Below are 26,983 nucleotides of genomic sequence, written 5' to 3' on the forward strand. Positions count from 1 at the left end.
GCAGGCAATTGATTTCAGTTGCCTTCTTTGCTGATTTCATTTATAAAACTGCGTCTTGGTGTTTAACAAAACGTATCAATCACAAACCGGAGAAAACGAATGGCAGATTTTGATCAAGAACTCGATGCAAGTGGCTGAATTGTCCTTTACCGATTCTGCGTGCTAAAAAACCCTGAACGCCATGGCGAGCGGTCAGGTGCTGCACATCGTGGCAACCGATCCCGGTTCAGTGAAGGATTTTGATGCCTTCGCCAAGCAGACCGGCAATGAATTGATGGAATCCAAAGAAGAAGGCGGCAAGTTCCATTTCCTGATTAAAAAGTCCTGAGCGCGTTCTATTGCGGCGCATTCCGAATCAACCTTTAATAATAAACTCGCAAGGCAATTGCGACTTGCGAGGAGGACGCAATGGAACCCAAAAAACTAGCGATTATCGCCACCAAAGGCTCATTAGATTGGGCGTATCCGCCATTCATTTTAGCTTCTACCGCTTCTGCGCTGGGCTATGAAGTTCAAATCTTCTTCACGTTCTATGGTCTGCAATTACTGAAGAAGGATTTGGCATTAGAAGTAACGCCGCTGGGCAATCCAGGAATGCCCATGCCGCTGGGAATGGATAAATGGTTTCCAGTGCTCGGTTTGGCGCTGCCGGGAATGCAGGCCATGATGACGGCCATGATGAAAAAGAAGATGAAAGATAAGGGTTGCCAGTCTTGAAGTACTGCGTGAACTGTGTCAAGAAGCGGAAGTGAAAATGGTCGCGTGCCAGATGACTGTTGATCTATTCGATATGGATAAAGACAACTTTATTGATGGCATAGAATACGCTGGTGCGGCAGCTTTTTTTGAATTCGCTGGCGAGAGCGATATCTGCCTTTATATCTAAAACGGCGCTCGAAAATGCTGTTGAAAACGCCGCCTGCGGGCGGCGTTTTTGCGTCTTAATGTTGCAACAACACGCTGCAATCATTCCAAAACAATTCACTGTAATGAGGCTTTTGCGCTTCACTAAATCGCAAAAAACTACTTTTAATGGACGGCAATTTCTGTTATACGCCGCCTATCTTGATTCCGTTATCCACTGAGGTATAAACCATGTTAGATACTGAAAACAGCTATGGACAGGAGGTTGTGGAGCGTATTCCACCGCTGACCCATCAAGAATCACGCAGTCAACAAGCAGCCAGCCTTGATATTCGTCGTCGCATTGAACACATGCGCGAAATCAAACGCTTGCGCGAGCTGCTTGATGACCCAGAATTCGATGAATTGAATGAATAACTCAGGCTGCCGCGGGCGGTAGCGGTGAACGCTGGAGATGGATTTCTAGCGGTTGGCGAGCAGATAAATGCACCTCGCGTTGCGGGAATGCCATGACTAAACCCTGTTCAGCAAAGGTCTCATAAATCGTTTGATGTAATTCGGTAATCACGTCAATACGTCCATCAACAGTTCCTAAATAACAGCGCAGCGTGATCGTCAAGGCATTATCCGCAAAACCATCAAAACTGACTAAGGGTTCAGGATCATCAAGTACGCGCTCATTGTTCTGGGCAATTTGTTTTAATACCCTTAGCGCCAATTGTGTGTCGCTGCCATATTCAAGCCCAATCGGAATGCTAATTCGGTTTTGCTGGTCGGTAAGCGTCCAATTCAATAACCGTTCAGTGATGAATTCCTTATTTGGAACTAACAGCTCCTGCTTGTCCCAGTTGCGAATGGTGGTAGCACGGATTTGAATGTTGGTCACGATGCCGGAAGTTTCGCCAATGGTTACGATGTCACCGACGCGCACTGGGCGCTCGAATAGAATAATCAAACCACTCACAAAGTTGGCGACGATTTCTTGTAACCCAAAACCAATGCCAACGCTCAATGCTGCGACGAGCCATTGCACTTGCGACCAATTAAATCCCATGGCGTTAAACGCTAATAAAAAAGCAGTGGCAATGATGAAATAACGCACCAGTGTTTTAATTGCATAGCGTCCACCCGCCGAGACTGAATCACTTTGCAATAGCACGATTTCCAATAGCGCCGGTAAATTTTTTGCGGCAATGACCGCAATCAATAGAATTACGAGCACTAATCCAACATCAGCGACGGTGACGGGAATTAACTGGATTTGCCCATCCACTACACCGCTGTAATGCCAGAGCGCGAATTGCTCAAATAAAGTGAACGCCGGTAATACTTCCGACCAGGTCAACCAAAAGCCGCCAACTGCGCTGAAAAAAATCGCTGCGTTAATCAGATGACGGGTTTGTTCATCGAGTGCCGCTAAATCAGGTTCGGGAGTTTCCAGCAATTCTTCTACTTCTGCCGGTGCTCGCCGTGCTGCTTGCCGATCAAGCGCCGCCTGTAGCGCCAGCCGTCGCCGCGCCACCATGAGCCAGCGCACAATCAATTGGTGAATGACGACCAGCGCCAGCGCCAGCCATGTTTGGTACACCAGCGATTGAAACAGCACGCCGGCCGTGTAGACGTAGCCCACCAACGCCAGCCCTGCGAGCACCAGCGGCAAGCCCACGATGCCGAAAAACCACAGATAACGCAGGCGGTTGAGCCAGCCAGTGGGTGCGGCGAGCAGTAGCGGCGTCAAAACTCCGTGCTGAGGATTGAGCAGTCGCGCAAACAGCACTGCAAATCCGATCATGTTCGCCACCAGCATCAGACGACCGAGGCTGTTGGTGTAAACGGATCGTTGTGACGAAAAATCATCACCGTGAGCAGCGCCACCGGAATGACATACCAAGTAAAGCCGTCGAAATCGCGCCGCAGCCGTTTGACCGTGTCGCTGCGCCAGCGGAAATGTCGATCCGCTACACCATTGGGAAGGCACAGCGTGCGAAATGCCCGCAGGTAATACAGCCCAAAGGCAATCTCAACCAGCGCCATGCCGAACGCTCGGGCAAAGGTTGTCGCCTCCACTGCCGTTTGCAATTGTTGTCCGATGAGCCAGATCAACAGCGGCAACGGCAGCGCCACGAGCAGCGTCAAACCCAGAGCGTGTAACGTGAATGACACGCGGTCGCTGTGCACCTGACGCAGCGGCACGGCGCTGGTTTGGATCGCCCGTTGCAACGCGCTGCGTTTCCAAAACAGCAGGATTACGCCGAATAATTCCAACCAAAATAACAGATTGCGCGGAATTTGCGTGACCAGAACGGTCGCCACATCGCGCCAGCCGTTCCACGATCCCAGCCACAGCAGCGCCGTCGGTAATCCCGTTAACGTGTCCAAACTGACCGCTGGCGCACTGCGCACCCACAGCAACCGCTCGGCGAGGAACGCATCGTAAGCAGTGGCAATTTGCACCACCTGCTCGGCAGCGTAATTCAGTTCGCTGAGTTGACGGATGTAGTCGTCTTCAACTTTCAGTGCCTGCGCCAACAACGGTTTACGTTGTGCCAAAGTCAAGCTGAGTTGTTTACGCAGTACTGCGTTGGGGCTGTCAACATTTGGGTCTATCGATTCGCCCAATGCAGCAGCGAGTAATGTTGTGAGATAACCATCTTCATCGCGGAGCTGGCGCTCCTGCTCGCGGTAATGAATCTGCCGCAGCGTCGCCTCAGCAATGTCGTTTTCGCGCTCATTGATGGTTTTACGCAGTTGGCGCAAATCTGGCAGTTGCTGGCGATCATCCAGCAGAATTTGTCCCAGCGCCTTACTCAATCCGGCAGCATCAAGACGCTGTTTCGCACTCCGAAAACCTTGCTCAATCCGTTTGCGCTCGGCGGTCATGCCGTTGAGTTCTTGATTTAACCCGTCAAGCTGCTGCGCTAATTTCCCGATGGAATCAGTGATGTCCACATTTTGCTGGGTCAATTTCTGCACCAGCGGGTCTTTATTTTCCGCTTTACGCTGCGCCTGCTCGGAAGCACGTTGCGCAGCTTCAGCTTCAGCGGTACGGCGTTGATTTTGCTGCGCTTCCAGTGCCTGTTGCCGCAGTTTCAAACCCTGCAACGTCAGTGCGTTTGATCGCGCTGCGCTTTATACAGCGCCTCACGCACTGCCTGACTGAGCAATTCCTGCTCCAGCATTCGACTTTCCGCCCACCACGCCTCGCGCTGAGTTTCCAGTGCCCAGCGCAGAGCTTGCGCCAATTCCGGCGCTTCACCTGCGGCGGTCGGTTGATGCAGCTTCACGTCAAGCTGATCAAGCTGTTGTTTTAATTCGTCAAACGCAGCCGCACTGCGCCGGACGTTCGACACTGGAATTAATCTGTTTTTCAAACTCGCTGAGATTTGTTTCCTGCTGCGCCACGTCAGCCAGCACCTGACTTAATCGCTGATTGATGTCCGCTGCCGTCAACTGCGCCAGCGTGGGATCAACGGCAGTCGGCGCTGGCGCGTTTTTCAGTTGTTTGAGCAGCAGCGCAGTGGCTGGTGGTGCGGTTTTCAGCGATTCGGTGAAATCCGCTGCTTTCGCATTGAAATTATTGATGTCTTCCAAATTTGACTGCGCCCGCCGGTATTGCTCAATCAGACTCGCTTTGACCGTTTCATCCAAGCCGGTGGCGGCCTGCACTTCGGTGAGTTTGGCGGTGAGTTGAGCCGTTGTCGGCAGCGTGGTGGCGCTTGCGGCGGGCGCATCAGCCAGCACGGGCGCGGCGAGCAAAAGCACACAAAAAAAAACTGCAATACGTGATACAAACGGATACCACAAATAATGCACTGAAATAATCATGTTAAAACCCTAATGGACGCCCCTCAGATTCTCCATAAAACAACCAATGTTCCAAAGGATTTACGCCTGCTACAGCTACATCAGGATTAACCGTTAGATACGCATTGGTATTAAATGTTGGTGAAGGATTGCGCCCTTCTTTCCAGCCATAGTCCCAATAATGTTCGAGTGGATTTAATCCGGCTGCTGCAACATCAAGGTTCTGCATTAAATACCAATCGGTATCAAACCACGCATTCGGATCACGACCTTCTTGCCAGCCAAACGTCGCAAAATGTAAATCTGGATCCATACCACTTGCAGCAATATCAGGATATTTTACCAAGTAAAAATTATCATCAAGGCCAGCGATTTCAATGATTGGAGCTGGAGATAAAACTACAGCAATTGGGATCGCAGTCACAACAGGCGTGGTCGTTCCAGAAAGCTCCGATTCACGCGCAATAACGTAATTAAAAAACTCAGCAAGATCATCGGCAGTGGTGCCTGCTGGTAATATCTTCGCTTCGACGAGATCGGCAGTCGTCAAATTCTCTACAAAATTTGAACTTTTTGTGATTGCGTCAAGTATTTGTGAATATGAGTACACGCCATCAGCAAGTTGTATCTCTTCAATTCGTCCTGCTTCACTAAGCCAGTTAGCAATCAAAACTTCTTGTCCAGAAGCAAGGTTATATGCAAAAAGATGTTGATTCTCAACCGTTGCAAGATAAACGTTCGGATTGTTCAACCAATAGTCGTTGATGACTAGCTTATCAAATCCTCCAGTATCAATCACAGCAAGAGTTGAGTTTTTAACGGAGATATAGGTGTCATTTCCTAAACCGCCAGCGACAAATTGACCATCACTAAAATCAGTTGCTGTGAAGCTGGACGCGATAATGGTGTCATTGCCACCTAAAGCAAATGTTGTTTGACGTGCTGCCGCAGGAAGAAAATCATCGTTGTTTGTTGCAATTTGCTCATAAAAACGGAAACGTACCATTTTAAAACTCCAGTAAATTGATTTCTAATGCACCTATTGCTGATTAAAAAATAAATATCAACAATTCAGATATAGACTTTAGCACAAAAAAGCCACATCAATTCACAGTGATTTAATAAACACTTTAGATTGACGTTGAAAGTTATACAGCGCCTGTTTGACCATCGGCAGCGCATCCAAACCAGCGGGTTGAAAACCGCGTTCTTGAAACCAATGCGCAGTCTGCGTCGTCAGCACGAATAATCGTTTGATTTCACGGGTACGCGCTTGATGTTCCAAATGTTCCAGTAGCCGTTCACCACGTCGCGCTCCGCGATAATTGGAATGCACCGCTAAACACGCCAGCTCCGCCATGCCTTCTTGCGGATAGTCGTATAACGCTGCGCAGGCCGTGACCAAACCATCACGCTCGGTCAACACGAAACGGTCAATTTCGGTTTCGAGCCGTTCCCGCGAGCGGCGCACCAACACGCCACGTTCTTCCAGCGGCTGCAACAGCTCCAAAATGCTGGCGACATCGTTGATATGCGCCGGGCGCAGCGTTTCGTAAGGTTCAGCGGAAATGAGCGTTCCGCTGCCGTCGCGGGTGAACAGTTCGCGCAGCAGCGCCCCATTTTGTCGCCGCGCTACCAAATGCACGCGCCGCACGCCGTGACGACACGCATCCGCGCCAGCGCGTAAACAGGCAGCAATTTCTGAATGCAGATCGGGCGTTGGTTAACAGCGCGTCTACTTCTCGCGCCAGCAAATTCGGCAATAAACGCGACGTGCCGGTTTCAGCACTATTTTCCAATAAAAAATCAGCTTATCGGCGTTGAGCGCAACGGCAGTGCTGCGAGCAACATCTGCTGCGCTGAGATTGAACACCTCGCCGGTCGGCGAATAACCCAGCGGTGGCATCAGCGCCACTGCGCCTTGATCGAGCACGCCCGCAACATGCCGTGATCGACGCGCCGCACTGCGCCGGTGTGACCGTAATCCACGCCATCAATCACGCCGAGCGGACGGGCGGTGATGACGTTGCCGGACACGACCGGAATATGCACACCAGCCATCGGCGAATTGGCGAGACCGAGCGACAGCAGTGCCTCAATTCCACGCGCACCATGCCCGCTGCTTCTTTTACGCAGCGCAATGCGTGGCGTCAGTGATGCGCAAGCCATTGATATAACGCAGTTGTGCGCCGTGCTGCGCCAGCCGCTCCTCAATTTGTGGGCGCGTTCCGTGCACCAGCACCAGTCGAATGCCGCAGCCGTGCAGCAGCGCGATGTCGTGCACGAGGCTGGGAAATTGCGCATCTGCCACTGCTTCGCCACCGAACGCGATGACGAAAGTGCGACCACGATGCGCGTGAATATACGGCGTGGCATGGCGCATCCAGTCCACAAAAGGATCACGGTCAGACAAGGTTATTTCCTTTTATTTGAGGAGTTGATGCTGCTGGCGCTGGGCGTGGTTCGAGACCCAGCGCGATCAAACGCCAATGTAATGAACGTTCGCTGATGCCGAGAGCTTGGGCAGCGGCGGCGTGATTGAAATTTTTAAATCCTTCTAACCGCCCGGTTTCATCAAATCCCCCAACCCCCCTTTGCTAAAGGGGGGCTTTTCGTGCCCTTTTCCAAACGGGGGCGTTTCTTCCTCCCCCCTTTGAAAAAGGGGGGCCGGGGGGATTTAACTCCCCCCTTTGAAAGGGGGGCCGGGGGGGATTTCTTCAATCGGCGCAGTTTTCAAATAAAGATCATCAATATCAATCAGATCGCCGTCACCGAGCGCAATTGCTCGCTCCAAGATATTTTCCAATTCGCGCACGTTGCCGTGAAACGATTGCTGTTGCAGCGCGGCAATCGCAGCGGATGTCAATGTCAATGCTGCTGTTTCGCCATCCGGTGCGGGCGCGAGTCGGCGCAGAATCTGTGCGGCGAGCAGCGGAATATCTTGCGGACGTTCGCGCAGCGCCGGCATTCGTAACTCGATGACATTGATGCGATAAAACAAATCTTGCCGAAATCGCCCTTGCTCCACTTCAACGTTCAGATCGCGGTGGCTGGCGCTGATAATCCGCACATCAACCGGCACTTCGCGCTGGGTTCCAATCGGACGCACCCGCTTTTCCTGAATCGCCCGCAGCAGTTTGACCTGCGCCAGCAGCGGTAAATCCGCTACTTCGTCGAGAAACAGCGTTCCGCCCTCGGCAGCCTGAAACAAGCCTTCTTTGTCGCCAATCGCGCCGGTGAAGCTGCCTTTTTTATGCCCGAACAATTCGCTTTCCACCAATTCCGACGGAATCGCGCCGCAATTGACTGCGACAAAACGCCCTTCACTGCGCGGACCTTGCGCGTGAATGAGTCGCGCCGCCAATTCTTTACCGGTGCCGCTTTCGCCGGTGATGAACACTGGCGCTTGATGCCGCGCCAGCTTGTTGATTAACCGCCGAATTTGCTCCATCGCGGAGAATCGCCGAGCAGTTGCACTTCGCCATCACTCGCGCCGCTGCGTCCGCGCAATTTGAGCGCCGAGCCGACTAATCGCCGCAACAATGCAAATCAACGGGTTTGGCGACGAAATCGAACGCGCCCGCTTTCATCGCCAGCACTGCCGATTCCATGTTGCCGTGCGCGGTAATCATCGCCACCGGAAGCTGCGGATGGTGCTCGCTGATGTACGAATCAGTTCCAGCCCCGAACCGTCGCTCAGGTTCATATCGGTTAAACATAAATCAAACCGATTACGCTCCAATTGCTGCCGCGCTTCGGCAGCGTCGATGCAGTCAACGCCTGCACTTCCATTCTTTTGAGCGTGATCTTGAGCAGATCAAGAATATCGACCTCGTCATCGACGACGAGTGCTAAAGCCTTATTCATCGGCAGCCCGCCCAGTGGTTGTGGGAATTTTCAAGCGATAGTCCTTTGATGCGCTCGCAGATTGCCCTAATCTTGTGGCTCCTTATCAAATCATCACCAGAGAGTTTTTTCCATGAATCGAGTGCTTGCCAGTACCGCTATCGGCGTTTTGACTTACATGCTCGTGACTCCCGCATTTGCTGATCTCAAACCCGAAGATCAGATTGAATTTCGTCAGGCTGGTTACAGCTTCATGGCGTGGAACATGATCAAAATCAAAGGCAATCTGCAAGGTGAATTCAACCAAGATCAGGTTGCCAATGCTGCCAATGTAATTGCTGCCATTGCCAATTCCGGCATGAGCGCATTATTTGGACCCGGCACAGATCAAGCTGTCGGTGGACATAAAACTCTTGCCAAGCCAGAACTATTCAAACCAGAGAATGGCGAAGAAGTAGTACGCCTTGCTCGTGAGTTCGTCGATGCAGCAGAAAACCTCGCTGAAGTGGCGGCGGAAGGCGACAAGGATGCAGTGCAAACCGCATTCGGTGATCTCGGCAAAACGTGCAAAAACTGTCACGAGAAGTTTCGCGCCAACGATGACGATTGATCGAAAAAGTGCTTGATTTTGCTTGTGAAGGTCGCCCACGCGGGCGGCCTTTTTGTTGTGTGTTTACCAGCTCGGTACGCTGTGCACCGGCGCAGCAGTCAACATTCCGCCACTCGCCAGCCACACCACCAGCGCCGCGCCAGCAATGGCGATAATCAACGCCAACCATCCGCCACCAGTCGCTGCTGGTACTGCCGAATCGTCAACCACAACGCAGCCAGTCAACATCGGACGAATCAGCGATGTGCCGCGTCCCAGCGTATAAAACAGCACCGCGCCGAGATGCAATCCAACCAAGCCGCTGATCAACCAGAAAAATTCTCGATGCAGGGCGCTGGCTTGTCCACTGAGTGCCGAGGTCACGAGCGGATATAACGGTCCATTAAATGCGATGTCGTCGTTGGCAATTAAGCCGCTGGCAGTTTGCAGCAGCAGCGCACCGAGCAGCGCCAGCACCGATAATGCGCCGAGTGGATTGTGACCAACGCCGCGCCAGTCGCCGCGCAGATAGGCGCGAATGGCTGCGGGCCGCGCACGAATTGGTGGAATCGGGCGTAAGTCGAACCGATGACGCCCCAGATCAGGCGGAAGTCAGCAGTCCTAAAATGCCCAGCCCAATGCGCCCGTGCCATTCCATCAGATTGCCGCCGGATAATCCGGTCACCATCGCTGCCGTCACCAGTAAAAACAGCAGCCAGTGGGTGAGGCGCGTGGGCAGATCCCAAACGCGAATCGTTTTGATAGTCATTGATTTTTTAGCATGAATAACTTGGTTAGGAAGGATTTAATTGTGGCGCAAACACCACGCGGAAAACAGACGAGCGCAGTCGTGCTCTTGAGCGGTGGCTTGGATTCAGCGACGACGCTGGCAATCGCTAAAACGGAAGGTTTCACACCTTATGCGTTGTCGTTTCGCTACGGGCAGCGGCACGTGATTGAACTCGCTGCGGCGAGTCGCGTCGCTGCGGCGCAGGGCGTGGCGGAACATGTCATCGCCGAAATTGATTTGCGGCGGTTTGGCGGTTCGGCATTGACTGCTGATTTAACCGTGCCGAAAGGACGCGACACGGCAGCGATGAGCAGCGGAATTCCCATCACTTATGTTCCAGCGCGGAATACGGTCTTTCTATCGTTCGCGCTGGCGTGGGCGGAAGTGCTTGGCGCAGAGGCGATTTTTATCGGCGTGAACGCGCTGGATTATTCCGGTTATCCCGACTGTCGCCCGGCGTATCTCGCTGCGTTTGAGCAAATGGCCAATTTAGCCACGGCAGCGGCAGTGGAAGGGCGAGCACATTTTCGCGTTCATGCGCCGCTGCTCGAGTTGAGCAAAGCCGACATCATTCGCCGAGGCATGGCGCTGGGCGTTGATTATGGATTGACGTGCAGTTGCTACGATCCCGATCCCGCTGGTCGCCCGTGCGGACAGTGCGATTCCTGTTTACTCCGCGCTCGCGGATTTGCCGAAGCCGGTGTTTCCGATCCACTGTTAACCGCTGCTTTTTGAGATAAGTTGATGACTGACAAGCTATTTTATTTTGCGAATGCCACTTTTCACGCTGCGCGGCAATTGCCGAATTTGCCCGACGGACATCCGGCGCGACGGCGGCATGGTCACAGTTTTACAGCGCGACTGCGGGCGCAGTTGCCAGCCGATTGGGCGCAATTTGCGGGCGCAGCGACTGGGCAATTAAGCGCCGCGTTGACCGAGCAGGTCGCCGCACTGAATTACTGCGATTTGAATGAAATCATGCCATTGCCGAATGATGCAGCGTTGGCGATGTGGCTGCGCGAGCGGCTGGCGCTGCCCGGTCTGGTGCAGCTCGGCGTGGACAGCACTGCCGATCAAGGCGCGGTGGTGAGCGAGCGCGGGGAAATTGAATTGTGGCGACGCTGGCGCTTTGAAGCAGCGCATCGTTGCCAAACGTTCCGGCTGGGCATCAATGCGGACGAATGCACGGTCATGGTTTTGAAGTGATTGTGCATGTTGAGAAATCCCCCCGCACCCCCTTTTTCAAAGGGGGGAGGAAGAGAAAAGCCCCCTTTTCGCAAAGAGATTGAAAAGCCCCCCTTTAGCAAAGGGGGTTGGGGGGATTTGTTCAATAACCTTGATGCGCTGTGGCAGCCGCTTCACGCCGAACTGCATCACGCCTGTCTCAACGACATTTCCGGTTTAGAAAATCCGACCAGCGAATTGCTGGCGCAGTGGCTGTGGCAACGATTCGCGCCGCAATTGCCGACGCTGCGCCGCGTGACGGTGTGCGAAACCGCGACCGCCGGTTGTCATTATGACGGGCAACAATTCCGCATTTGGAAAGAGCAACGCTTTGAAAGTGCAGTGCAATTTCCCGATGCGCCGGCTGGCGACGGTCGGCGACGGTTGCACGGTCACAGTTATTTGTTGCGGCTGTTGCTCAGTGCGCCGTTGGATGCAGTGCTGGGTTGGACGGTCGATTATGGCGACGTTAAAACCTTGTTTACGCCGGTTTATCGCCAGCTCGATCATCATCGGCCGATCAATTGCCGCAATTAACAAATGCCGATCCTATTGAATTGGCGCACTGGATTCGGCGAGAAATTGCCAGCGTTTTGCCTGCGCTCGATGGAATTGAAATTGAGGAAACGCCGGGCTGTGGCGCTGGGCTGTGGTGGACAAATTGAACGCCTTTCAATTGCCGTTTTGAACTCTGAGCCTATTAATAATGAATACCCTTTATTTTGGCGATAATCTCAACATTTTGCGTGAGCATTTGGAAACTGAATCGGTTGATCTCATTTATCTTGATCCGCCGTTTAATTCCAATGCTAATTATAATGTGTTATTCAAATCGCCAAAAAGTCACGATAGCCACGCGCAGATTGAAGCCTTTACAGACACTTGGCATTGGGGCGAACAAGCCGAGCATGAAATGGCGGATATTCTTCTCCAATCGAATGCCAATGTCACTGAGTTATTAGGTGCAATGCGCAAACTTCTCGGCAGCAATGACATGATGGCATATCTCATTATGATGGCAAGCCGTTTATTAGAACTGCATCGCGTCTTAAAACCCACTGGCTCGCTTTATTTACATTGTGATCCGACTGCGTCGCACTATTTGAAAATCTTATTGGATGCAGTCTTTGGAAAAGGTAATTTCCGCACCGAAATTAGTTGGAAACGCTCCAGTGCGCATAGCGACGCGAAACAAGGACGCAAACAATATGGCAACATTCGTGATGTGATTTATTTTTATACAAAATCCAACGAATGGACATGGAACTGGCTGTTTACGCCGTATAGCGAAGACTATCTTAAACGCTCATATCGTCACATTGAAGCAGAAACAGGGCGCGTTTATCGCTTGGATAATTTAACCGGTCCCGGTGGCGCAGCAACAGGTCATCCCAGTTATGAGGTGATGGGTGTAATACGTTGTTGGCGCTATTCAAAAGAAAATATGGATCAACTGATTGCACAAGGACGCATTGTGCAAACAAAACCAAATACAGTGCCGGCTTATAAGCGTTATCTTGATGAAATGCCCGGCGTTCCATTACAAAATAATTGGGATGACATCAATCCTGCTGGTGGAGAACGGTTGGGTTATCCAACACAAAAACCGCTGGCATTATTGGAGCGGATCATTCGCGCCAGCAGCAATGAAGGCGATGTCATTCTTGATCCGTTTTGTGGTTGCGGTACGGCAATTCATGCTGCGCATGGTCTCAATCGGCAATGGATTGGAATTGACATCACGCATTTAGCAATCACGTTGATTGAAAAGCGATTGCGTGACAGTTTTCCCAGCATTACTTTTGATGTTCAGGGCACACCAAAAGACCTTGAGGGAGCGCGTAATCTTGCTGCCCGCGATAAATATCAATTCCAATGGTGGGCGTGTTCATTGGTAAATGCGCAGCCATTTCAAGGTAAGAAAAAAGGTGCTGATGGTGGTATTGACGGGTTGATCTTTTTTCAGGATGACAAGCAAAGCGTGAATAAAATTGTTGTATCCGTAAAAGGTGGCGAAAATGTCAGTGTTGCCATGATTCGTGATTTGGCGCATGTCGTCACCCGCGAACAGGCAGCAATTGGTTTATTTATCACGCTCGCTCCGCCCACAAAACCGATGTTAATTGAAGCGACTGGAACGGGTTTTTATGAAACGCCAGCATTCTCAGATCAACGTTATCCTCGCTTGCAAATCCTCACGATTGAAGGATTATTGAATGGCAGCGAACGCCCACGTTATCCCGATCTTGCTGCTGGCGGTTTGAATTTCAAAAAGGCAGCGTTGGCATCAAAGAATGATTCACAAAAAGCATTGTTTTGAATTGCGCTATATTCACAAGCGGCATTTAAATCACGGTTAATAATAATTGCTTGACGCCACTGCTCTATCTGTGTTTTTATTTTTTGCAAGAGGAATCGAAACCTCTCTAAGCGGATTCCGCACTCGTCAGACATGCGGTTTTTTATACCCAACGGTTTCAAGATTTTTTAATCGCTGGGAGTGTGGTAAATATCTGAGCTATCAGTAATAGCCACGCGGTAACTTAGAGCCGTTTCGATCCTCCCTGCCGTCCGAGTCGATCTGGACAAACTATTGCGTCGAAACAAATCTAAGTGTCAGGAACCGTATGATTATATTCCGCAACGCAGCTACCCTCTGTTTTTAGCACGAGAGGCTTTGCAAGGCGTCATCACGGACATTCACCACCGCGCCCTACATCCCCAATCGGTTGGGCACTCAGAGGAGAATTGATGCTATGAACTTGAATTTACACAAAAATGCTCGCACAACTCCCGCGATCCGGCGTGAACTGCAACATTCCACTAAATCTGAGCGTGAACTCGCCCGCGAATATCATCTGAATCGAGCGACGGTGCGCAAATGGCGTTACCGCCAGACCACTGACGATGCGTCTCATTGTCCACATCATCTGCATACCACTTTGAAACCATTGGAAGAATTGATCGCAGTGGAGTTACGCACGACGTTGTTGCTACCCATCGATGACTTGCTGGTCGTGCTGCGCACCTGTTTTAACCCTGAGGTGTCGCGCTCAGGGCTACAGCGTTGTTTACGTCGCCACCACGTCTCTAACCTTAAGGAATTGATTCCAAAAGAAGAAGGTGCGAAAAAACCACCTAAAAAGTTCAAAGATTACGCGCCCGGTTTTATCCACATTGATATTAAATACCTCCCTAAGATGCCGGATGAACAAGCCCATCGCTATCTTTTTGTCGCCATTGATCGGGCAACGCGCTGGGTCTATGCCAAGGTTTTTGCTCAGAAAACTGCTGCCAACGCCAGTGCGTTTCTCCAGCAAGTGATCGCTGCTGCCGCGTTTAAGATGGAAAAGGTATTGACCGATAACGGCAAGGAGTTTACGGATCGTTTCTGCGCTACCGGCGAACGCGAACCGACTGGTCGCCATCGCTTTGATTTAGTTTGTAAAGAACACCAGATTGAGCATCGCCTAATTCCGCCCTCGCATCCGCAAACGAACGGAATGGTCGAGCGATTTAACGGACGGATTGCCGAGGTGGTGGCGACGACGCGCTTTGATTCTGCAAAGAATTTAGAAAAAACGCTGCACCATTATGTGCAGATGTATAACCATCAGATACCCCAAAAAGCCCTTGGACATGTGTCACCGGTGCAAGCGTTGAAAAACTGGCAACAGAAGGAACCTGAACGCTTCAAAAAACAGGTCTACAATCTCTCGGGTCTTGACATCTAAGAGGTTATCCGTCATGGAAACTAACAACACTCTCACCCTCACGCCAATCAACGGCGAACTCCGCATTCGTGACATCGACCTAGCCAAACGACTTGGGTTCGCTGATCCGCGCATGATCCGTAAGCTCATTAAGAGCAACAAAGAAAAACTCAGTGAATTCAGTGTTCTTAAAGTCGCTACGAAAAATTTCGGCGACCAAGGTAGACGCCCTGCGACAGAATACTACTTGGATCAGAATCAGGCGATTTTCACAGACGGGTCGTTAGAAGTGCGCAATGCCGCTGCGATTTCAACCAATGCGTGGGCAATTGGCGATGCCGGAACTGTCACCGTAAAAGCTGGCGACCTGCGAGTTGAAGGCGCTAACAGCTTGATTTCCAGCCGCGCTCTCGAATCCGCTCGCGGACGAGTTGGCAATCTCAACATCGCCGCCAATACCATCACTCTCACCGACAACGCACTAATTAGCATCGCCGCGCTGCAAACCGTCGCCGATCCGACATTACCGCTGGATCGGCGCATTCAAATTAACGCCGACTCGCTCGCACTCAACGCCAGTACCATCACCGCCCAAAGCACCGGCAACGTCCCTGCTGCTGCGATTCAAATCAACGCAGCCGACCTGCGTTTGAATGCCGCCAGCCGCATTACCACCGAATCTCTCGCCGCCAACGCCGGCTTAATCACCATCAACGGCGACATTCTCTGGCTGCGCGATAGTCAAATCACCACCTCCGCCGAAGGTCAAAACGGCGACGGCGGCGACATCGTGCTCACGCCAAACAATCTCATTTTGCAGAACGGATTTATTCAAGCCAACACTGCTGCCAGCGGCGCTCGCGGCGGCGATATTCGCATCAATTCCGACACGCTAATTGCCAGCCAACGCTTGCTCGCCGTCGGTGGCAATGAACGCCAAACCTTCACTGCTGGCGGACGCAACATCATTCAAGCCGCCGCGCCCGGCGGTGAGCAGGGCAATATCAACATCCTCGCGCTCAATCTCGACATCAGCGCAAGCGTGGTGCCGCCGGCTGCGCCGTTTGGCGATCTTGATGATTTATTTGCCGATATTTGCCAGACTTTGAATGGGCCGCTCGCCAGCTCGCTGATTGATCGCGGTAACGGCGGCGTTCCTGCCGATCCCAGCGCCCCGGTCGCCGTCTCGCTGGGCGGGGCACGACTGGATCGGATTTTGAATCACGCGCCCGAATAATCCGCCCTTTGCCGCGAGGATCACGTTAATGAACAAACAGTTATGCGTTGTTTCATTCGGTATCGCGTTGTTCAGCACTTCAATTTGTCTCGCTCAAATCACCACCGACGGCTCCGTCGGGCCGCGTCAAACGCTCACCGGTGCAGACATGCAAATCGGTGCAGAACTCGGCAGCACTCGCGGCAGCAATTTATTTCATAGTTTTCAGCAGTTTGATATTCCAACCGGTCACAGCGCGACCTTTACCGGCCCCGATAAAATCCAAAACGTCATCAGCCGTGTCACCGGCGGCAAAACTTCCAACATTGACGGGCAGTTGCGCTCGAAAGTCGGCAAGGCGGATGTCTATCTCATCAATCCGTCCGGCGTGGTGATGGGCGCAAATGCCAGCGTTGACGTGCCCGCTGCGCTGCATCTCAGCACTGCCGACGAGGTGCGCTTTTCTGACGGCAGCCGTTACAGCGCCCGCGATTCGGCGAGTAGTTCGTTGACGGTTGCTGCGCCCGAATCGTTCGGTTTTCTGTCGCCGCAACCGGCGAAGCTGACCGTCAACGGCAGCCAGTTGAGCGTTAAAGCTGGCAAGCAAATGACGTTGAGCGGTGGCGATGTCACGATCACTGGCAGCGTTGATAAACCAGCAAAAATGACTGCGCCGGGCGGAACAATTCGCATTGAATCTGTTGGCAAAACGGGCAAAGCAGTTGCCGTTAATCAACCTTCGGCGACGCCGGGCAGCGGCAAGGTGACGGTAAAAAATGCGCGGATTGAAACGAGCGGCGATGGTGGCGGAGCGGTGGTGGTACGGGCGGGAAGTGCGGATTTAATTGAATCCACGCTCGCAGCAGATAATCAAGGCGCTGCAAATCCAATTGGCGGTGTTGATTTATCAATTGCTAACGCGCTCACACTGTCCGCTACTCGTGTTCAAGGTAATAGTTTTGCAAATGGAGCATCTGGCGGTGTGCGCGTACACGCTGGCGATTTAACGATTCGTCAAGATGGCGCAGAAACGCTAACTGGAGTAATGAGTGAAGTTGAACCGGAGGCAACCGGCGCGGCGGGCGGAGTATCAATTACGGTTGATGGAATGCTTGAAATGCGCGGAGCTGTTGGAATTGAAAGCTCAACTTTTGGTGCTGGCAATGGCGGTATGGTCGTTGTAAATGCGAATGAACTTTTAATGGATGGTGAAGGAGTGAATATCTTTTATCGTGGTGCAGAGTTCATCGCCGGAATTGCTACTGAAGTCACACCTAATGCAAGCGGTAACGCCGGAAATCTCAGTGTGACTGTTACTAATACGTTGTCTGTGCTAAATAGCGGCAGTCTATCAAGTTCAACAGTTGGATCAGGTAATGCTGGTGTATTTACTGTACGGGCTGGTAATTTATCATTAGATGGCGTTCAGGCTTTTTTAGGAACTGCCGCCGGAATCGGCTCCACCGGTCAAGCTGGAGACATGATCGTGGCAGTTGATGGTTTATTAGAAGTGCTCAATGGTGCGTTAATTTTAAGTGGCACTTTTTCAGATAGCAATTCTGGTTCTTTATTTATATCCGCTAAAAATGCACGAATTGGGGGTTGTCATTCATTTGGCTATTGTTCTGGTATTACAAGCAACGCTTATCCCGGTTCCAATGGTAATGCGGGCACTATTAATTTAACGCTGTCTGGATTGCTCGAAGTATTTGATGGTGCAGCAATCACAACCTTCTCAATGGGCGCAGGTAACGCTGGAACCATTAACGTAATGGTTGAAAATTTGCGGGTTGATGGTACTGAAAAACCTGACTGGTTTACCGGAATGAACAGTGCGGCTTACCCCGGATCAACAGGTCAAGCCGGGTCAATTAATTTGACGATTAACAGATCAATTGAAGTGCTTAACGGCGCAGCAATTGGCACCAGTACTTATTCTGTTGGTAACGCTGGCTCTATTGTTGTAAAATCCAAGTCAATGCGACTTGATGCTGATGGTAACTTAAGTCATTTAATCGGTATTGGTAGTACTGCGGAATTTGGTTCAAATGGAAACGCCGGAACAGTCAGTTTAGACATTGATGGTTTATTAGAAATACTGAATGGAGCAGAAATCAGTAGTAGTATTTTTGGTGGAACAGGTAATGCAGGAACGGTGACGGTACAAGCCGACGAATTGCGCCTTGATGGTCAATTCAGTGCAGTGATGAGCAGCGCTAATATCGGTTCAGCCGGCAATGCCGGAGCCGTGAATTTAAACGTTAACGGTTTATTGAAAGTATTCAACGGTGCAAAAATTTCAACCAGTACTTGGAGCACTGGTGAAGCCGGAGATGTCTTAATTATCGCAAAAGAAGCGCAATTAGATGGTGGCGGTGCGACTGACTCGATCACCACCATTTATAGCGATGCGTATTCCACCTCAATTGGTAATGCGGGAACCGTCACGTTGAACATTGACGGTCTATTAGAGGTGCGCAATGGCGCGGCGATTTCAACCAATGCTTGGGCGGTTGGTGATGCCGGAACCGTTACTCTTCATGTTGGTGATTTGCTGCTTGATGGCACGAATAGCCTAATTTCTAGTCGCGCTCTCGAATCAGCAACCGGCAATGTCGGTAATATCAACGTTATTGCTGATGAATTAACTATTAACAACAGCGCACAAATTAGTATTGCTGCATTGCAAACCCTACCCGATCCATCTACTGCTCGCGCCGACGGTTTCATTCACGTCACCGCCAACCAACTCAAATTAAATAACAGCTTCATCACTTCTGAAAGCAGCAGCAATGTTCCTGCCAGCGCCATTCAAATTGATAGCGGTTATTTGTGGCTTCGCAATAGTCAAATCACCACTTCTGCGAATACTGGCAATGGTGGTGATATTCTTTTGAACCCCAAATATCTCATTCTCGAAGGCGGTTTTATCCAAGCCAATACCGGCGGCACTGGCGCAAAAGGCGGCGATATTCGCGTCAATTCCGACACGCTAATTGCCAGCCAGCGGCTGCTCGCCGTCGGTGGCAATGAACGCCAAACCTTTATCGCTGGCAACAATCGCAACATCATTCAAGCTGCCGCGCCCGGCGGCGAGCAGGGCAATATCAACATCCTCGCGCTCAATCTCGACATCAGCGCCAGTGTCGTGCCGCCGTCTGCGCCGTTTGGCGATCCCAATGATTTGCTTGCCGATATTTGCCGCATGGTGAACGGCTCACTCGCCAGCTCGCTGATTGATCGCGGCAACGGCGGCGTCCCCGTCGATTCCAGCGCCCCGGTCGCCGTCTCGCTGGGCGGAGCACGATTGGATCGGATTTTGAATCACGCGCCCGAATAATCCGCCCTTTGCCGCGAGGATCACTTTAATGAACAAACAGTTATGCGTTATCTGGCTGGCGCTGCTGTGGTTGCCACTGGCGACCAGCGGGGCAGTGGAAAATCTAAATCCCCCAACCCCCCTTTGCTAAAGGGGGGCTTTTCAACTCCCCCCTTAGAAAAAGGGGGGCAGGGGGGATTTCTCCTCAACCAAGTTCAATTCGAGGGCGGCGCAGCGCTGCCGCAAACCGAACTGAACGCCATCGTCGCGCCAGCCATCGGTCAACGGGTGACGCTGGCGGATGTCGAGGAGCTGCGGTATCGCTTAACGAAACACTATGTCGATCAAGGCTTTATCAACAGCGGCGTTGTGATCAAACCCAATCAAACTCTCGCTGACGGCGTGCTCATTTTCCAGATCATCCCCGGACAACTCACCGAGATTCGCGTCAGCGGACAGGAGCGATTGCGCCCGTCTTATCTCACCAAACGCCTCCAGCCCGATCCGACTGCGCCGTTTAACCGCTTGAAATTACAAGACCATTTCCAACTGCTGCTGCAAGACCCGCTCATTGCCCAATTGAAAGGGACGCTGCTGCCGGGTGCCGCGCCAGCCAGCGCCGTGCTTGATCTCGCCGTCACTCGCGCCCGAGCGTGGGATGTGGCGCTGCGCACCGATAACCATCGCCCGCCCAGCACCGGCGCAGAACGCGCTTATCTGACCGGCACGGTGCGCAATTTGACCGGCTTCGGCGACGCGCTTGATCTCAATCTTGGTCACGGTTACGAGGGCGACGGGCGCGAGGGCAGCATCAGTTGGTCATTGCCATTGACGGCGCGAGACACGCGGCTGGCGCTGCGTTATGAACGCAACGATGCGTCGTTGATTGAGGAACCGCTGGCGGATTTGGCGATTGACAGCGCCACCGAACGGCTGATGGTGGACGTGTCGCATCCACTCTGGCACACGTTGCAAAGCACTTTGCGGCTCGGTGCGCAACTCAGTCACGCCGAGAACACCACGCATCTGCTCGGCGAGCCCTTTTCGTTTTCGGAAGGCGTGGTCAACGGCGCAAGCCAAGTCACCGCGCTGCGGCTATCTCAGGAGTATTCGCGGCGATTGACGCAACAGGCGTTTGCGCTGCGCTCGGTGTTCAGCTACGGGATGGACGCGCTGGATGCCACGATTCACGCTGGCAACACGCCCGACAGCCGCTTTCTCGCTTGGCTCGGTCAAGGGCAATACGTCCGGCAATTGACCCAGCACGGAACGCAAATGATCGTGCGCGGCAGTCTGCAATTGGCGGGTGAACGGCTGCTGGCGCTGGAACAATTTTCGATTGGCGGTGCCGGCTCGGTGCGCGGTTATCGGGAAAATCAACTGGTTGGCGATAACGGTTACACCGCCTCAGCAGAAGTGCGGCATCCCATTTGGGAAGGTGTCAAGTTTTTTGCTGCCAAACAACTGCTGCAACTCGCAGTCTTTACCGATGTCGGCAATGCGTGGGATCACGGTCATTATTCGGAACGCGACGGCGATCTGTGGTCAATCGGCGTGGGCGCGGTGTGGACGATTGAGAAACGGCTGCAAGCGGAGCTGTATTTTGGTCACGCGCTCAATGATCCGCCACCGGAAAAAGAACACGACTGGCAGGATGAAGGCGTTCATTTCATGGTTCAGGTCGATTTCTGAGCGAGGCGACAAGATGCACATCCGAATCCTGCAAGCAATCATCTTGGCAGCAACTTTGCTAACCGCACCACTCGCGCCAGCGGTAACGACCTGTCAACGCCCAGCCGCTGCGCCAGCCAGCCGTGAACAAGCGACTGCACTTGCCGCGTGGAGCGCCACCATCGCGCAGCATTCTGCGCCAGCCGCTGCCGTCATTGAGGCGCGGATTCGTCGCGCTGAAACCTATCGGACGCTGGGGCGTTATGCCGACGCGGAAGCAGATTTGATGCAGGCGCTAACCACCAGCAATGCACGATTACACGCCACCGCCACAACCGCACTCGGTTTGCTTTATGCCCAGCAACGCCAATTCGCTCGCGCTGAAACCCAATTGCGCGACGCACTCAATCAAGCCCGTGAACTCGCTGATCCGACGTTGATCGCCACTGCCGCCAACAGCTTGGGCAATGTCTTGTTAGAACAACAACATAAACCCGCAGCCAGCGCCGTGTATCGGGAGGCGCTCGCCCAAGCTCGCGCTGCCAACGATCCCGGATTGATCGCCAGCATTTCCCTCAATCTGGCACGAGTGGCGAGCAATTCTGCGCAGGCGCAGCGTGAATTGCAGACCGCTCACGCTGCGACGCAGCAGATCACTGTTGCGGCAGAACGAGCGGAATTGTTGCTGGCGCTGGCAGCACGGGCGCGAGAATCCGGCAGCGGTTTGGCGCGTGACAGCTTGCTGGAGGCAGAACAGATCGCGGCTGGCGCTGGTTTGGCGCGACTTCACGCGCAGGCACTCGCGCAGTTGAGCAGCTTGGCTGCCGCGTCGGGTCAATCTGGTGAAGCGCAGCATTTGCTGGCGCAGGCGCTGCGGTTTGCACCGCTGGAGGCGTATGACCTGCGCTATCAATGGGAATGGCAATTGGGGCAATGGTTGCGCGATGCCGGTGAGCGTCCGCGAGCGATTGCCGCATATCGCCGCGCCGTCGCGCATTTGCAGCACATTCGTTTGGATATTCCGGTCGAATACGCCGAAGGGCGCTCATCATTCCGCGAGACGCTCGCGCCGCTCTATCTCGGTCTCGCCGATTTGCTATTTCAGGAAGCAGCGCAGCGCAGCGACGCGGCACAACCGCTGCTGCGCGAAGCCCGCGACACGGTGGAACAGGTCAAACTCGATGAATTGCGGGACTATTTCCGCGACGCCTGCATCTTGCCGCTGCGTGAGGACATCGGCGCGTTGGCATCGCGCTCTGCCGTGTTTTATCCGGTCATCTTTGCGGAGCGGGTGGAATTGCTGGTGAGCATCGGCGAGCGGTTTTATCGCACGACTGCGCCGGTATCTCGTGAGCAAATTCAAATGGTTGCCGAAATTTTGGCGCTCAAATTGCGTTACGACAAACCGGCGGAAGCGGAATCCGCGCAACTCTACGACTGGCTGATTGCGCCAATTGTGCCGTGGCTGACGGAACAGCGGGTTGAGACGTTGGTGTTTGTGCCGGATGGCCCGCTGCGGGCGGTGCCACTCGCAGCGTTACGCGCCAGCGATGGGCGCTATCTCGTTGAAAGTTATGCGGTTGCGACTGTGCCGGGCTTGAAATTGCTGCCACCAGATGACACCGCTCACGCCGATTTGACGACGTTGCTGGCGGGATTGAGCCGACCGGGCCCGGTGGTGGATGAATTGCCGGCGTGGTGGGTGAATGCGCTGGTGCAACAAAATCGCGGACGCGGGGACAAAAAGCGGCACTCGTGGCGTTTCAGCCTCCGCGCAGCAGTTGACCGCCGAACCGTTGCGAGCGGCACAAGTGGAGAAAATTGAGGCGCTGGCGCTGCCCGGCGTTGCGGAAGAAATCAAACAGTTATCGGCGCGACTGCCGGGGCGCACGCTGCGCGATCAGGAGTTTTTGCTGAAACGTTTTGTCGCGGAGGTTGGCGGGCAGCCATACCGCGTGGTGCATATCGCGTCGCATGGGCTATTTCAGGGACCGCCGGAGGACAATTTCATCGTCACTTACGACCGCAAGCTCGACATGAAAACGCTGGCAACGATCTTGAAACCCAAGGAATTCGCGCAGCGTCCGATTGAATTGTTGGTGTTGAGTGCTTGCCAAACGGCGGAAGGCGATGATCGCACGCCGCTGGGGTTGAGCGGCGTCGCGCTGCAATCGGGAGCGCGGAGTGCGCTGGGTTCGCTGTGGCCGGTCGGCGATGCGGCGACGCAGTTGTTAATGCAGCAGTTTTATGAGCAGCTCAAGCAGCCGGGTATGACGAAAGGACGGGCGTTGCAAGCGGCGCAAAAGCGTTGCTTGCCAGCGACCAGTACCGCCAACCGAATGATTGGGCGGCATTTATTCTGGTCGGCAATTGGTTGTAATACAGCGCATTAGCCACCGCTGGGGCGCAGCCGCACGCGGCGATTGACGCTGGCGCGGGGATTGTCACGATCAAACGGCTCGCTCTCGCCCTTGCCAACGGCGTGCAACCGCTCCGGCGCAATGCCAGTGGATTCAACGAGATAACGTGCGCTGCTGCGCCCGCTGTTCTGACAATTCCTGATTGTAGGCAGCAGAACCGGCATCATCGGTGTGCCTTCAACCAGCCACGAAATTCCCTCAAATTGCGGTGAAGTCAACGCTTTACCGAGTTTCCCAGCTCGGTCATCGCATCTTTGGTCAGTCGCGCCGAGTTGTAGCCGAAATAAATCGACACGCCATCGGCAGTATCCGCCCGTCGCTGGCGCGGGGCGCGTAAACATCCGGCACGGCTGGCGGCGCGGTTTGGGCGCAGCAGGTCGCACGTTTTCATCAGGATCAACAACTTTGCGCGGACGCGGTGCCGGGGCTGGCGCATCTGCTTTGTGGCGCGGAGCGGGCGCAGCGGTCGTTTTCCGCGCTGGCGCAGCCGCTGGTTTTTCTGCCGGAGTTTGCAACTCCCGCCCCGTCACCAAACCGCGCTTGCGCTCCATCACACGATTGAGCGCCTGCTCATAATCGTCACGCTGGCACCGCGTTTCATATATTCCTCAGCGGCTACCGCTGCGCTGCCGCTGCCGAGCGCCAGCAGCAATACTAATTTGGTGAAGTTGCGTGGTGTGTTTTGCATCTGATTTTCCTCGTGTTTAAGAAGCTATCAGCACATCAAAATCTCCAACGAAACAAAATACTAGCGCGGTTTTAACATCTGTGCATAAAGCTGTAACAGGCGTTCCGCTTGCACCGGCGCAGACCAAGATTGCGCATGTTCGATTGCTCGCGAACCGTTCGCGCAGCGCCGAATCCGTCAGCAACCGCACCGCTTTCGCCGCAAACTCTGCTTCATTCTCTTCTGCAATCAATGATCCATGTCCATCGCCGAGCACCTCTTTCGTGCCCATGACTGCCGTTGATACGACGGGCACTCCGAGCGCCATCGCCTCCAAAAACTAATCCCTGCGTTTCAGTGCGCGACGCAAATACGAACGCTGTGCCGGCGCTATAACAATCCTCCAAACTGCCGTCGCGGTTGAGATAGCCGGTTAACAAGGTGTTTTCTACCAGTCCTAACGCTTGAATTTGCGCCAAGCTGCGCCGCGCTGGACCTTCACCGACGATCACGAGCAGCACGTCAGGCACGGCGCATTTAATGTGCACAAGTGTGCGCAGAATGAAATCAATGTTTTTCTCAAACGCGAGTCGGCTGACGTGCACGAGCAGCGGACGTTCCGCCGGAATCTGGTAACGGGCGCGAAAACGCATTCCGTCGCCCGTTTAAATTCATTTAACGCAATGCCGGTCGGAATCACGGTGGTGAGCGTGTTGACGCCATAACGTTGTAGCACTTCACGCATCGGCTGCGATGGAACAATGAGCGCGTTGATATCGCGGCACTGCGAGACGGCAAAAGAACGCGCTGCCCATTGCAACCACGCCGCTGGCACAAAGGGCACGTAATGATGCAAATACTGTTCAAAATAAGTGTGATAGGTTTCGACCACTGGCACGCCGAGCTGCCGCGCTAACCGCAAACCGCTGTAGTGCGCGAGAAATGGCGTGTGAATGTGCACCAAATCAAAACCGCGCTGGGCCAGATCGGCATCATGGCGACGAAGCTGGCGCAGTTTGAGAATGCGGTCTTCGGGATCAAACGGCAGATAACGCGAAGGAATGCGAATAATTTCAAATGGTTCCGGTAAATGTTCACCGTAATCAGGCGCAAGCAGCGTGACCTCATGCCCGCTGCGGATGAATTCACGGGCGAAGGTTTGAATCGACGTGACACGCCGTTGACGCGGGGAAATACACGTCCGAGATCATCAAAATGCGCATAAGAAATCGCTGGTTATTGACAAAATTGGCGATGTTACCCGCAATAACGACTTGTTTGCAGTGAGATTAGGAATCGTGGTGATGAATAGAGCGAAGATGAAAAGTTGGACGCGGTATTTGGTCGGAATGCTGCTGGCGAGCAGTGCGTTGGCAGCGGATAAACCTGCGACGATTCCGGCGCTGTGGGGTTACGGCATGAAACCCTGCGCGGATTTTCTCGCCGCAGCCAGCGGATGCGTTGTCAATTCCGCTGGCGGATGAAGATTATCGGCGTTACCGCGAATGGCTGGCGGGTTTGGTACGGGATTAAATTTGACAACGGGGCGCGATGTGTTGCGTGACGCAGAATTGGATGCGGCGATGATTCGCATTCGGGCGCTGTGTGCAGCGCGTCCTGATGATGATTTTTTCAATGCCAGCTTGCGGTTAATTCGTTCGCTCGGTCAGTTGGATGCAGCGCCAGCACGTCAAGCGCCCGCAGCGAAGTAGCGCGGTCAGGTCACACAATGGTCATCAAGCCAGCATAGGATGTGATGCGATCAGATTGTTTCAGTATTTCAACGCGCTCTAATTCGGAGATTCCCGTTTTATGAATAAGACTCTGCTGACTTCGGCCATCGTGCTGGCAATGACTTCTCTTTCCACGCAGGCGCTGGCTGCGCGTGACACGATTAACATCGTGGGTTCCTCAACGGTGTTTCCGTTCTCCACTGCCGTTGCGGAAACCTTTGGTCGCACTGCCGGCTTTAATACGCCCAAAGTTGAATCGACCGGCACTGGCGGCGGGATGAAATTATTTTGCGCTGGCGTTGGCGTCGATCATCCCGACATCACCAATGCGTCACGACGGATGAAAGCGTCTGAGTTTGAGAACTGTCAGAAGGCTGGCGCGAAGGAAATTACCGAGGTCAAGATTGGTTTTGATGGCATCGCCATCGCCAATGCGAAGTCCGCGAAGCATCTGGATTTGTCGTTGAAAGACCTCTTTTTAGCACTGGCAAAAGACGTTCCTGATGCCAGCGGTAAGTTCATTCCGAACCCGAATAAGACGTGGAAGGACGTGAACTCCAAATTGCCGAATAGCAAAATTGAGGTGCTCGGTCCGCCGCCAACGTCTGGTACGCGTGACGCTTTTGTCGAACTGGCGATGGACGGCGGCTGCAACAGCATTCCTGAAATCAAAGAGTTGAAGAAGACTGACGAGAAGATGCACAAGGCAGTGTGCGGTGGCATTCGTGAGGATGGCGCGTATATCGAAGCAGGTGAGAATGACAATTTGATCGTGCAGAAGCTCTCGACGAATAAAAATGCGCTCGGCATTTTCGGTTACAGCTTCCTCGAGCAGAACACGGACAAGGTGCAGGGTTCTAAAATCGCTGGTGTCGCGCCGACTTACGACACTATTTCCGATGGTTCTTATCCGATTTCGCGCTCGATTTACTTCTATGTGAAGAATGGGCACGTCGGCACGATTCCCGGCATCAAGCAGTTTGTGACCGAATTCACCAGCGAGAAAGCGTGGGGACCAGAAGGTTATCTCGCAGATAAAGGCTTGATTTCCTTGCCAGATGCTGAACGCGCCAACGTGGCAAAATCGGCGCAAGCACTGACACCAATGTCTAAACCCGAATAACATC

The 26,983-nt window shown here is 53.2% G+C and carries 25 protein-coding genes and 6 pseudogenes; 18 read left to right on the forward strand and 13 right to left on the reverse strand.

From position 1 onward, the window contains the following. Positions 1 to 99 precede the first annotated feature (99 nt). Positions 100 to 328: pseudogene (locus CXB77_RS15940) on the forward strand (sulfurtransferase TusA family protein). Between the two features lie 80 nt (positions 329 to 408). After that, positions 409 to 886, forward strand: a pseudogene (dsrE2, locus tag CXB77_RS15945) (sulfur carrier protein DsrE2). On the opposite strand, the gene CXB77_RS19920 reads toward dsrE2, so the two are convergent. After that, the gene (locus CXB77_RS19920; RefSeq protein WP_172452650.1) at positions 782 to 1,009 is read right to left on the reverse strand and encodes a hypothetical protein; all 228 of its coding nucleotides are present in this window, start codon (positions 1,007 to 1,009) and stop codon (positions 782 to 784) included. The pseudogene dsrE2 and the gene CXB77_RS19920 overlap by 105 nt on opposite strands. An 86-nt stretch (positions 1,010 to 1,095) precedes the next feature. Here CXB77_RS19920 and CXB77_RS15950 point away from each other — a divergent pair, with 86 nt between their 5' ends. Continuing rightward, positions 1,096 to 1,281 carry a PA3496 family putative envelope integrity protein gene (locus tag CXB77_RS15950; RefSeq protein ID WP_105072550.1) on the forward strand — a complete coding sequence of 62 codons (186 nt, stop codon included), beginning with the start codon at positions 1,096 to 1,098 and terminating at the stop codon, positions 1,279 to 1,281. A 1-nt stretch (position 1,282) separates the two neighbouring features. Here the strand turns inward: CXB77_RS15950 and CXB77_RS24785 are convergent, their stop codons facing one another. From CXB77_RS24785 to CXB77_RS15970, 7 genes and pseudogenes are all read right to left on the reverse strand, one after another. Continuing rightward, the gene (locus tag CXB77_RS24785; RefSeq protein ID WP_431520754.1) at positions 1,283 to 1,918 is read right to left on the reverse strand and encodes a mechanosensitive ion channel family protein; all 636 of its coding nucleotides are present in this window, start codon (positions 1,916 to 1,918) and stop codon (positions 1,283 to 1,285) included. A 294-nt stretch (positions 1,919 to 2,212) separates the two neighbouring features. Beyond that, positions 2,213 to 3,744, reverse strand: a pseudogene (locus tag CXB77_RS22405) (mechanosensitive ion channel domain-containing protein); the annotation flags it as partial. A 224-nt stretch (positions 3,745 to 3,968) separates the two neighbouring features. Beyond that, complete coding sequence (locus CXB77_RS23300; protein WP_277949418.1) at positions 3,969 to 4,214, reverse strand: hypothetical protein; 246 nt, start codon at positions 4,212 to 4,214, stop codon at positions 3,969 to 3,971. Then, complete coding sequence (locus CXB77_RS22410) at positions 4,180 to 4,689, reverse strand: hypothetical protein (protein ID WP_277949419.1); 510 nt, start codon at positions 4,687 to 4,689, stop codon at positions 4,180 to 4,182. The genes CXB77_RS23300 and CXB77_RS22410 overlap by 35 nt, the downstream gene beginning before the upstream one ends. A gap of 1 nt (position 4,690) precedes the next feature. Then, on the reverse strand, positions 4,691 to 5,674 hold the full coding sequence (locus CXB77_RS15960; RefSeq protein ID WP_105074625.1) for a hypothetical protein: 984 nt from the start codon (positions 5,672 to 5,674) through the stop codon (positions 4,691 to 4,693). Positions 5,675 to 5,776: 102 nt separating this feature from the next. Continuing rightward, a pseudogene (argA, locus tag CXB77_RS15965) lies at positions 5,777 to 7,051 on the reverse strand (amino-acid N-acetyltransferase). Positions 7,052 to 7,393: 342 nt separating this feature from the next. Beyond that, positions 7,394 to 8,535: pseudogene (locus CXB77_RS15970) on the reverse strand (sigma-54-dependent transcriptional regulator); the annotation flags it as partial. A 112-nt stretch (positions 8,536 to 8,647) separates the two neighbouring features. On the opposite strand from CXB77_RS15970, the gene CXB77_RS15975 reads away from it, so the two are divergent. After that, complete coding sequence (locus CXB77_RS15975; RefSeq protein ID WP_105074626.1) at positions 8,648 to 9,124, forward strand: c-type cytochrome; 477 nt, start codon at positions 8,648 to 8,650, stop codon at positions 9,122 to 9,124. 63 nt (positions 9,125 to 9,187) lie between these two features. Here the strand turns inward: CXB77_RS15975 and CXB77_RS24070 are convergent, their stop codons facing one another. Together CXB77_RS24070 and CXB77_RS24075 are read right to left on the reverse strand one after the other, a co-directional pair. Beyond that, positions 9,188 to 9,580, reverse strand: a complete 393-nt coding sequence (locus CXB77_RS24070) for a cytochrome b/b6 domain-containing protein (RefSeq protein ID WP_347338159.1) — start codon at positions 9,578 to 9,580, stop codon at positions 9,188 to 9,190. Positions 9,581 to 9,704: 124 nt separating this feature from the next. Further along, on the reverse strand, positions 9,705 to 9,872 hold the full coding sequence (locus CXB77_RS24075) for a hypothetical protein (RefSeq protein ID WP_347338160.1): 168 nt from the start codon (positions 9,870 to 9,872) through the stop codon (positions 9,705 to 9,707). 42 nt (positions 9,873 to 9,914) lie between these two features. Between CXB77_RS24075 and queC the strand changes: the two genes are divergently transcribed. The 11 genes from queC to CXB77_RS16030 all read left to right on the forward strand — a co-directional run bounded on the left by queC (position 9,915) and on the right by CXB77_RS16030 (position 23,429). Continuing rightward, positions 9,915 to 10,628 (forward strand): 7-cyano-7-deazaguanine synthase QueC, encoded by a 714-nt coding sequence (gene queC / locus CXB77_RS15985; RefSeq protein WP_242445781.1) that lies wholly within the window; start codon positions 9,915 to 9,917, stop codon positions 10,626 to 10,628. A gap of 9 nt (positions 10,629 to 10,637) precedes the next feature. Beyond that, the gene (locus tag CXB77_RS20560; protein WP_146108851.1) at positions 10,638 to 11,099 is read left to right on the forward strand and encodes a 6-carboxytetrahydropterin synthase QueD; all 462 of its coding nucleotides are present in this window, start codon (positions 10,638 to 10,640) and stop codon (positions 11,097 to 11,099) included. Between the two features lie 6 nt (positions 11,100 to 11,105). Beyond that, complete coding sequence (locus tag CXB77_RS15995) at positions 11,106 to 11,654, forward strand: 6-pyruvoyl trahydropterin synthase family protein (RefSeq protein ID WP_242445782.1); 549 nt, start codon at positions 11,106 to 11,108, stop codon at positions 11,652 to 11,654. Further along, complete coding sequence (locus CXB77_RS19925) at positions 11,642 to 11,782, forward strand: hypothetical protein (RefSeq protein ID WP_172452709.1); 141 nt, start codon at positions 11,642 to 11,644, stop codon at positions 11,780 to 11,782. Before CXB77_RS15995 ends, CXB77_RS19925 begins: the two co-directional genes overlap by 13 nt. Positions 11,783 to 11,823: 41 nt before the next feature. Further along, positions 11,824 to 13,437, forward strand: a complete 1,614-nt coding sequence (locus CXB77_RS16000; protein ID WP_105074629.1) for a DNA methyltransferase — start codon at positions 11,824 to 11,826, stop codon at positions 13,435 to 13,437. 436 nt (positions 13,438 to 13,873) lie between these two features. Continuing rightward, positions 13,874 to 14,851: an IS481 family transposase gene (locus tag CXB77_RS16005; RefSeq protein WP_105074630.1), complete on the forward strand. Its 978-nt coding sequence runs from the start codon at positions 13,874 to 13,876 to the stop codon at positions 14,849 to 14,851. Between the two features lie 13 nt (positions 14,852 to 14,864). Next, the gene (locus CXB77_RS16010; protein ID WP_105074631.1) at positions 14,865 to 16,067 is read left to right on the forward strand and encodes a hypothetical protein; all 1,203 of its coding nucleotides are present in this window, start codon (positions 14,865 to 14,867) and stop codon (positions 16,065 to 16,067) included. A 28-nt stretch (positions 16,068 to 16,095) separates the two neighbouring features. Then, the gene (locus CXB77_RS16015; RefSeq protein WP_105074632.1) at positions 16,096 to 19,386 is read left to right on the forward strand and encodes a filamentous hemagglutinin N-terminal domain-containing protein; all 3,291 of its coding nucleotides are present in this window, start codon (positions 16,096 to 16,098) and stop codon (positions 19,384 to 19,386) included. A 42-nt stretch (positions 19,387 to 19,428) separates the two neighbouring features. Beyond that, positions 19,429 to 21,057, forward strand: a complete 1,629-nt coding sequence (locus CXB77_RS16020) for a ShlB/FhaC/HecB family hemolysin secretion/activation protein (protein WP_105074633.1) — start codon at positions 19,429 to 19,431, stop codon at positions 21,055 to 21,057. A gap of 13 nt (positions 21,058 to 21,070) precedes the next feature. Then, positions 21,071 to 22,861, forward strand: coding sequence for a CHAT domain-containing protein (locus CXB77_RS16025; RefSeq protein ID WP_172452710.1), 1,791 nt, complete (start codon positions 21,071 to 21,073; stop codon positions 22,859 to 22,861). Beyond that, the gene (locus CXB77_RS16030; protein WP_172452711.1) at positions 22,818 to 23,429 is read left to right on the forward strand and encodes a CHAT domain-containing protein; all 612 of its coding nucleotides are present in this window, start codon (positions 22,818 to 22,820) and stop codon (positions 23,427 to 23,429) included. The genes CXB77_RS16025 and CXB77_RS16030 overlap by 44 nt, the downstream gene beginning before the upstream one ends. Here CXB77_RS16030 and CXB77_RS19930 read toward each other — a convergent pair. From CXB77_RS19930 to CXB77_RS24790, 3 genes and pseudogenes are all read right to left on the reverse strand, one after another. Further along, positions 23,426 to 24,007: a hypothetical protein gene (locus tag CXB77_RS19930; RefSeq protein WP_105074635.1), complete on the reverse strand. Its 582-nt coding sequence runs from the start codon at positions 24,005 to 24,007 to the stop codon at positions 23,426 to 23,428. The two genes, CXB77_RS16030 and CXB77_RS19930, sit on opposite strands and share 4 nt — an antisense overlap. Further along, positions 24,007 to 24,144 (reverse strand): hypothetical protein, encoded by a 138-nt coding sequence (locus CXB77_RS19935; RefSeq protein ID WP_172452712.1) that lies wholly within the window; start codon positions 24,142 to 24,144, stop codon positions 24,007 to 24,009. Before CXB77_RS19935 ends, CXB77_RS19930 begins: the two co-directional genes overlap by 1 nt. Before the next feature lie 60 nt (positions 24,145 to 24,204). Next, positions 24,205 to 25,346 (reverse strand): annotated as a pseudogene (locus tag CXB77_RS24790) (glycosyltransferase). Positions 25,347 to 25,427: 81 nt separating this feature from the next. On the opposite strand from CXB77_RS24790, the gene CXB77_RS20470 reads away from it, so the two are divergent. From CXB77_RS20470 to CXB77_RS16050, 3 genes are all read left to right on the forward strand, one after another. Continuing rightward, positions 25,428 to 25,607 carry a hypothetical protein gene (locus CXB77_RS20470; RefSeq protein ID WP_197711083.1) on the forward strand — a complete coding sequence of 60 codons (180 nt, stop codon included), beginning with the start codon at positions 25,428 to 25,430 and terminating at the stop codon, positions 25,605 to 25,607. 21 nt (positions 25,608 to 25,628) lie between these two features. Further along, complete coding sequence (locus CXB77_RS20475) at positions 25,629 to 25,835, forward strand: hypothetical protein (RefSeq protein WP_197711084.1); 207 nt, start codon at positions 25,629 to 25,631, stop codon at positions 25,833 to 25,835. A gap of 100 nt (positions 25,836 to 25,935) precedes the next feature. Further along, entirely contained in the window at positions 25,936 to 26,979 is a 1,044-nt protein-coding gene (locus CXB77_RS16050) for a PstS family phosphate ABC transporter substrate-binding protein (protein ID WP_105074636.1), read from the forward strand. Positions 26,980 to 26,983 lie beyond the last annotated feature (4 nt).

Origin of the sequence: Chromatium okenii, assembly GCF_002958735.1 — a bacterium.
Taxonomy (GTDB): domain Bacteria; phylum Pseudomonadota; class Gammaproteobacteria; order Chromatiales; family Chromatiaceae; genus Chromatium; species Chromatium okenii_A.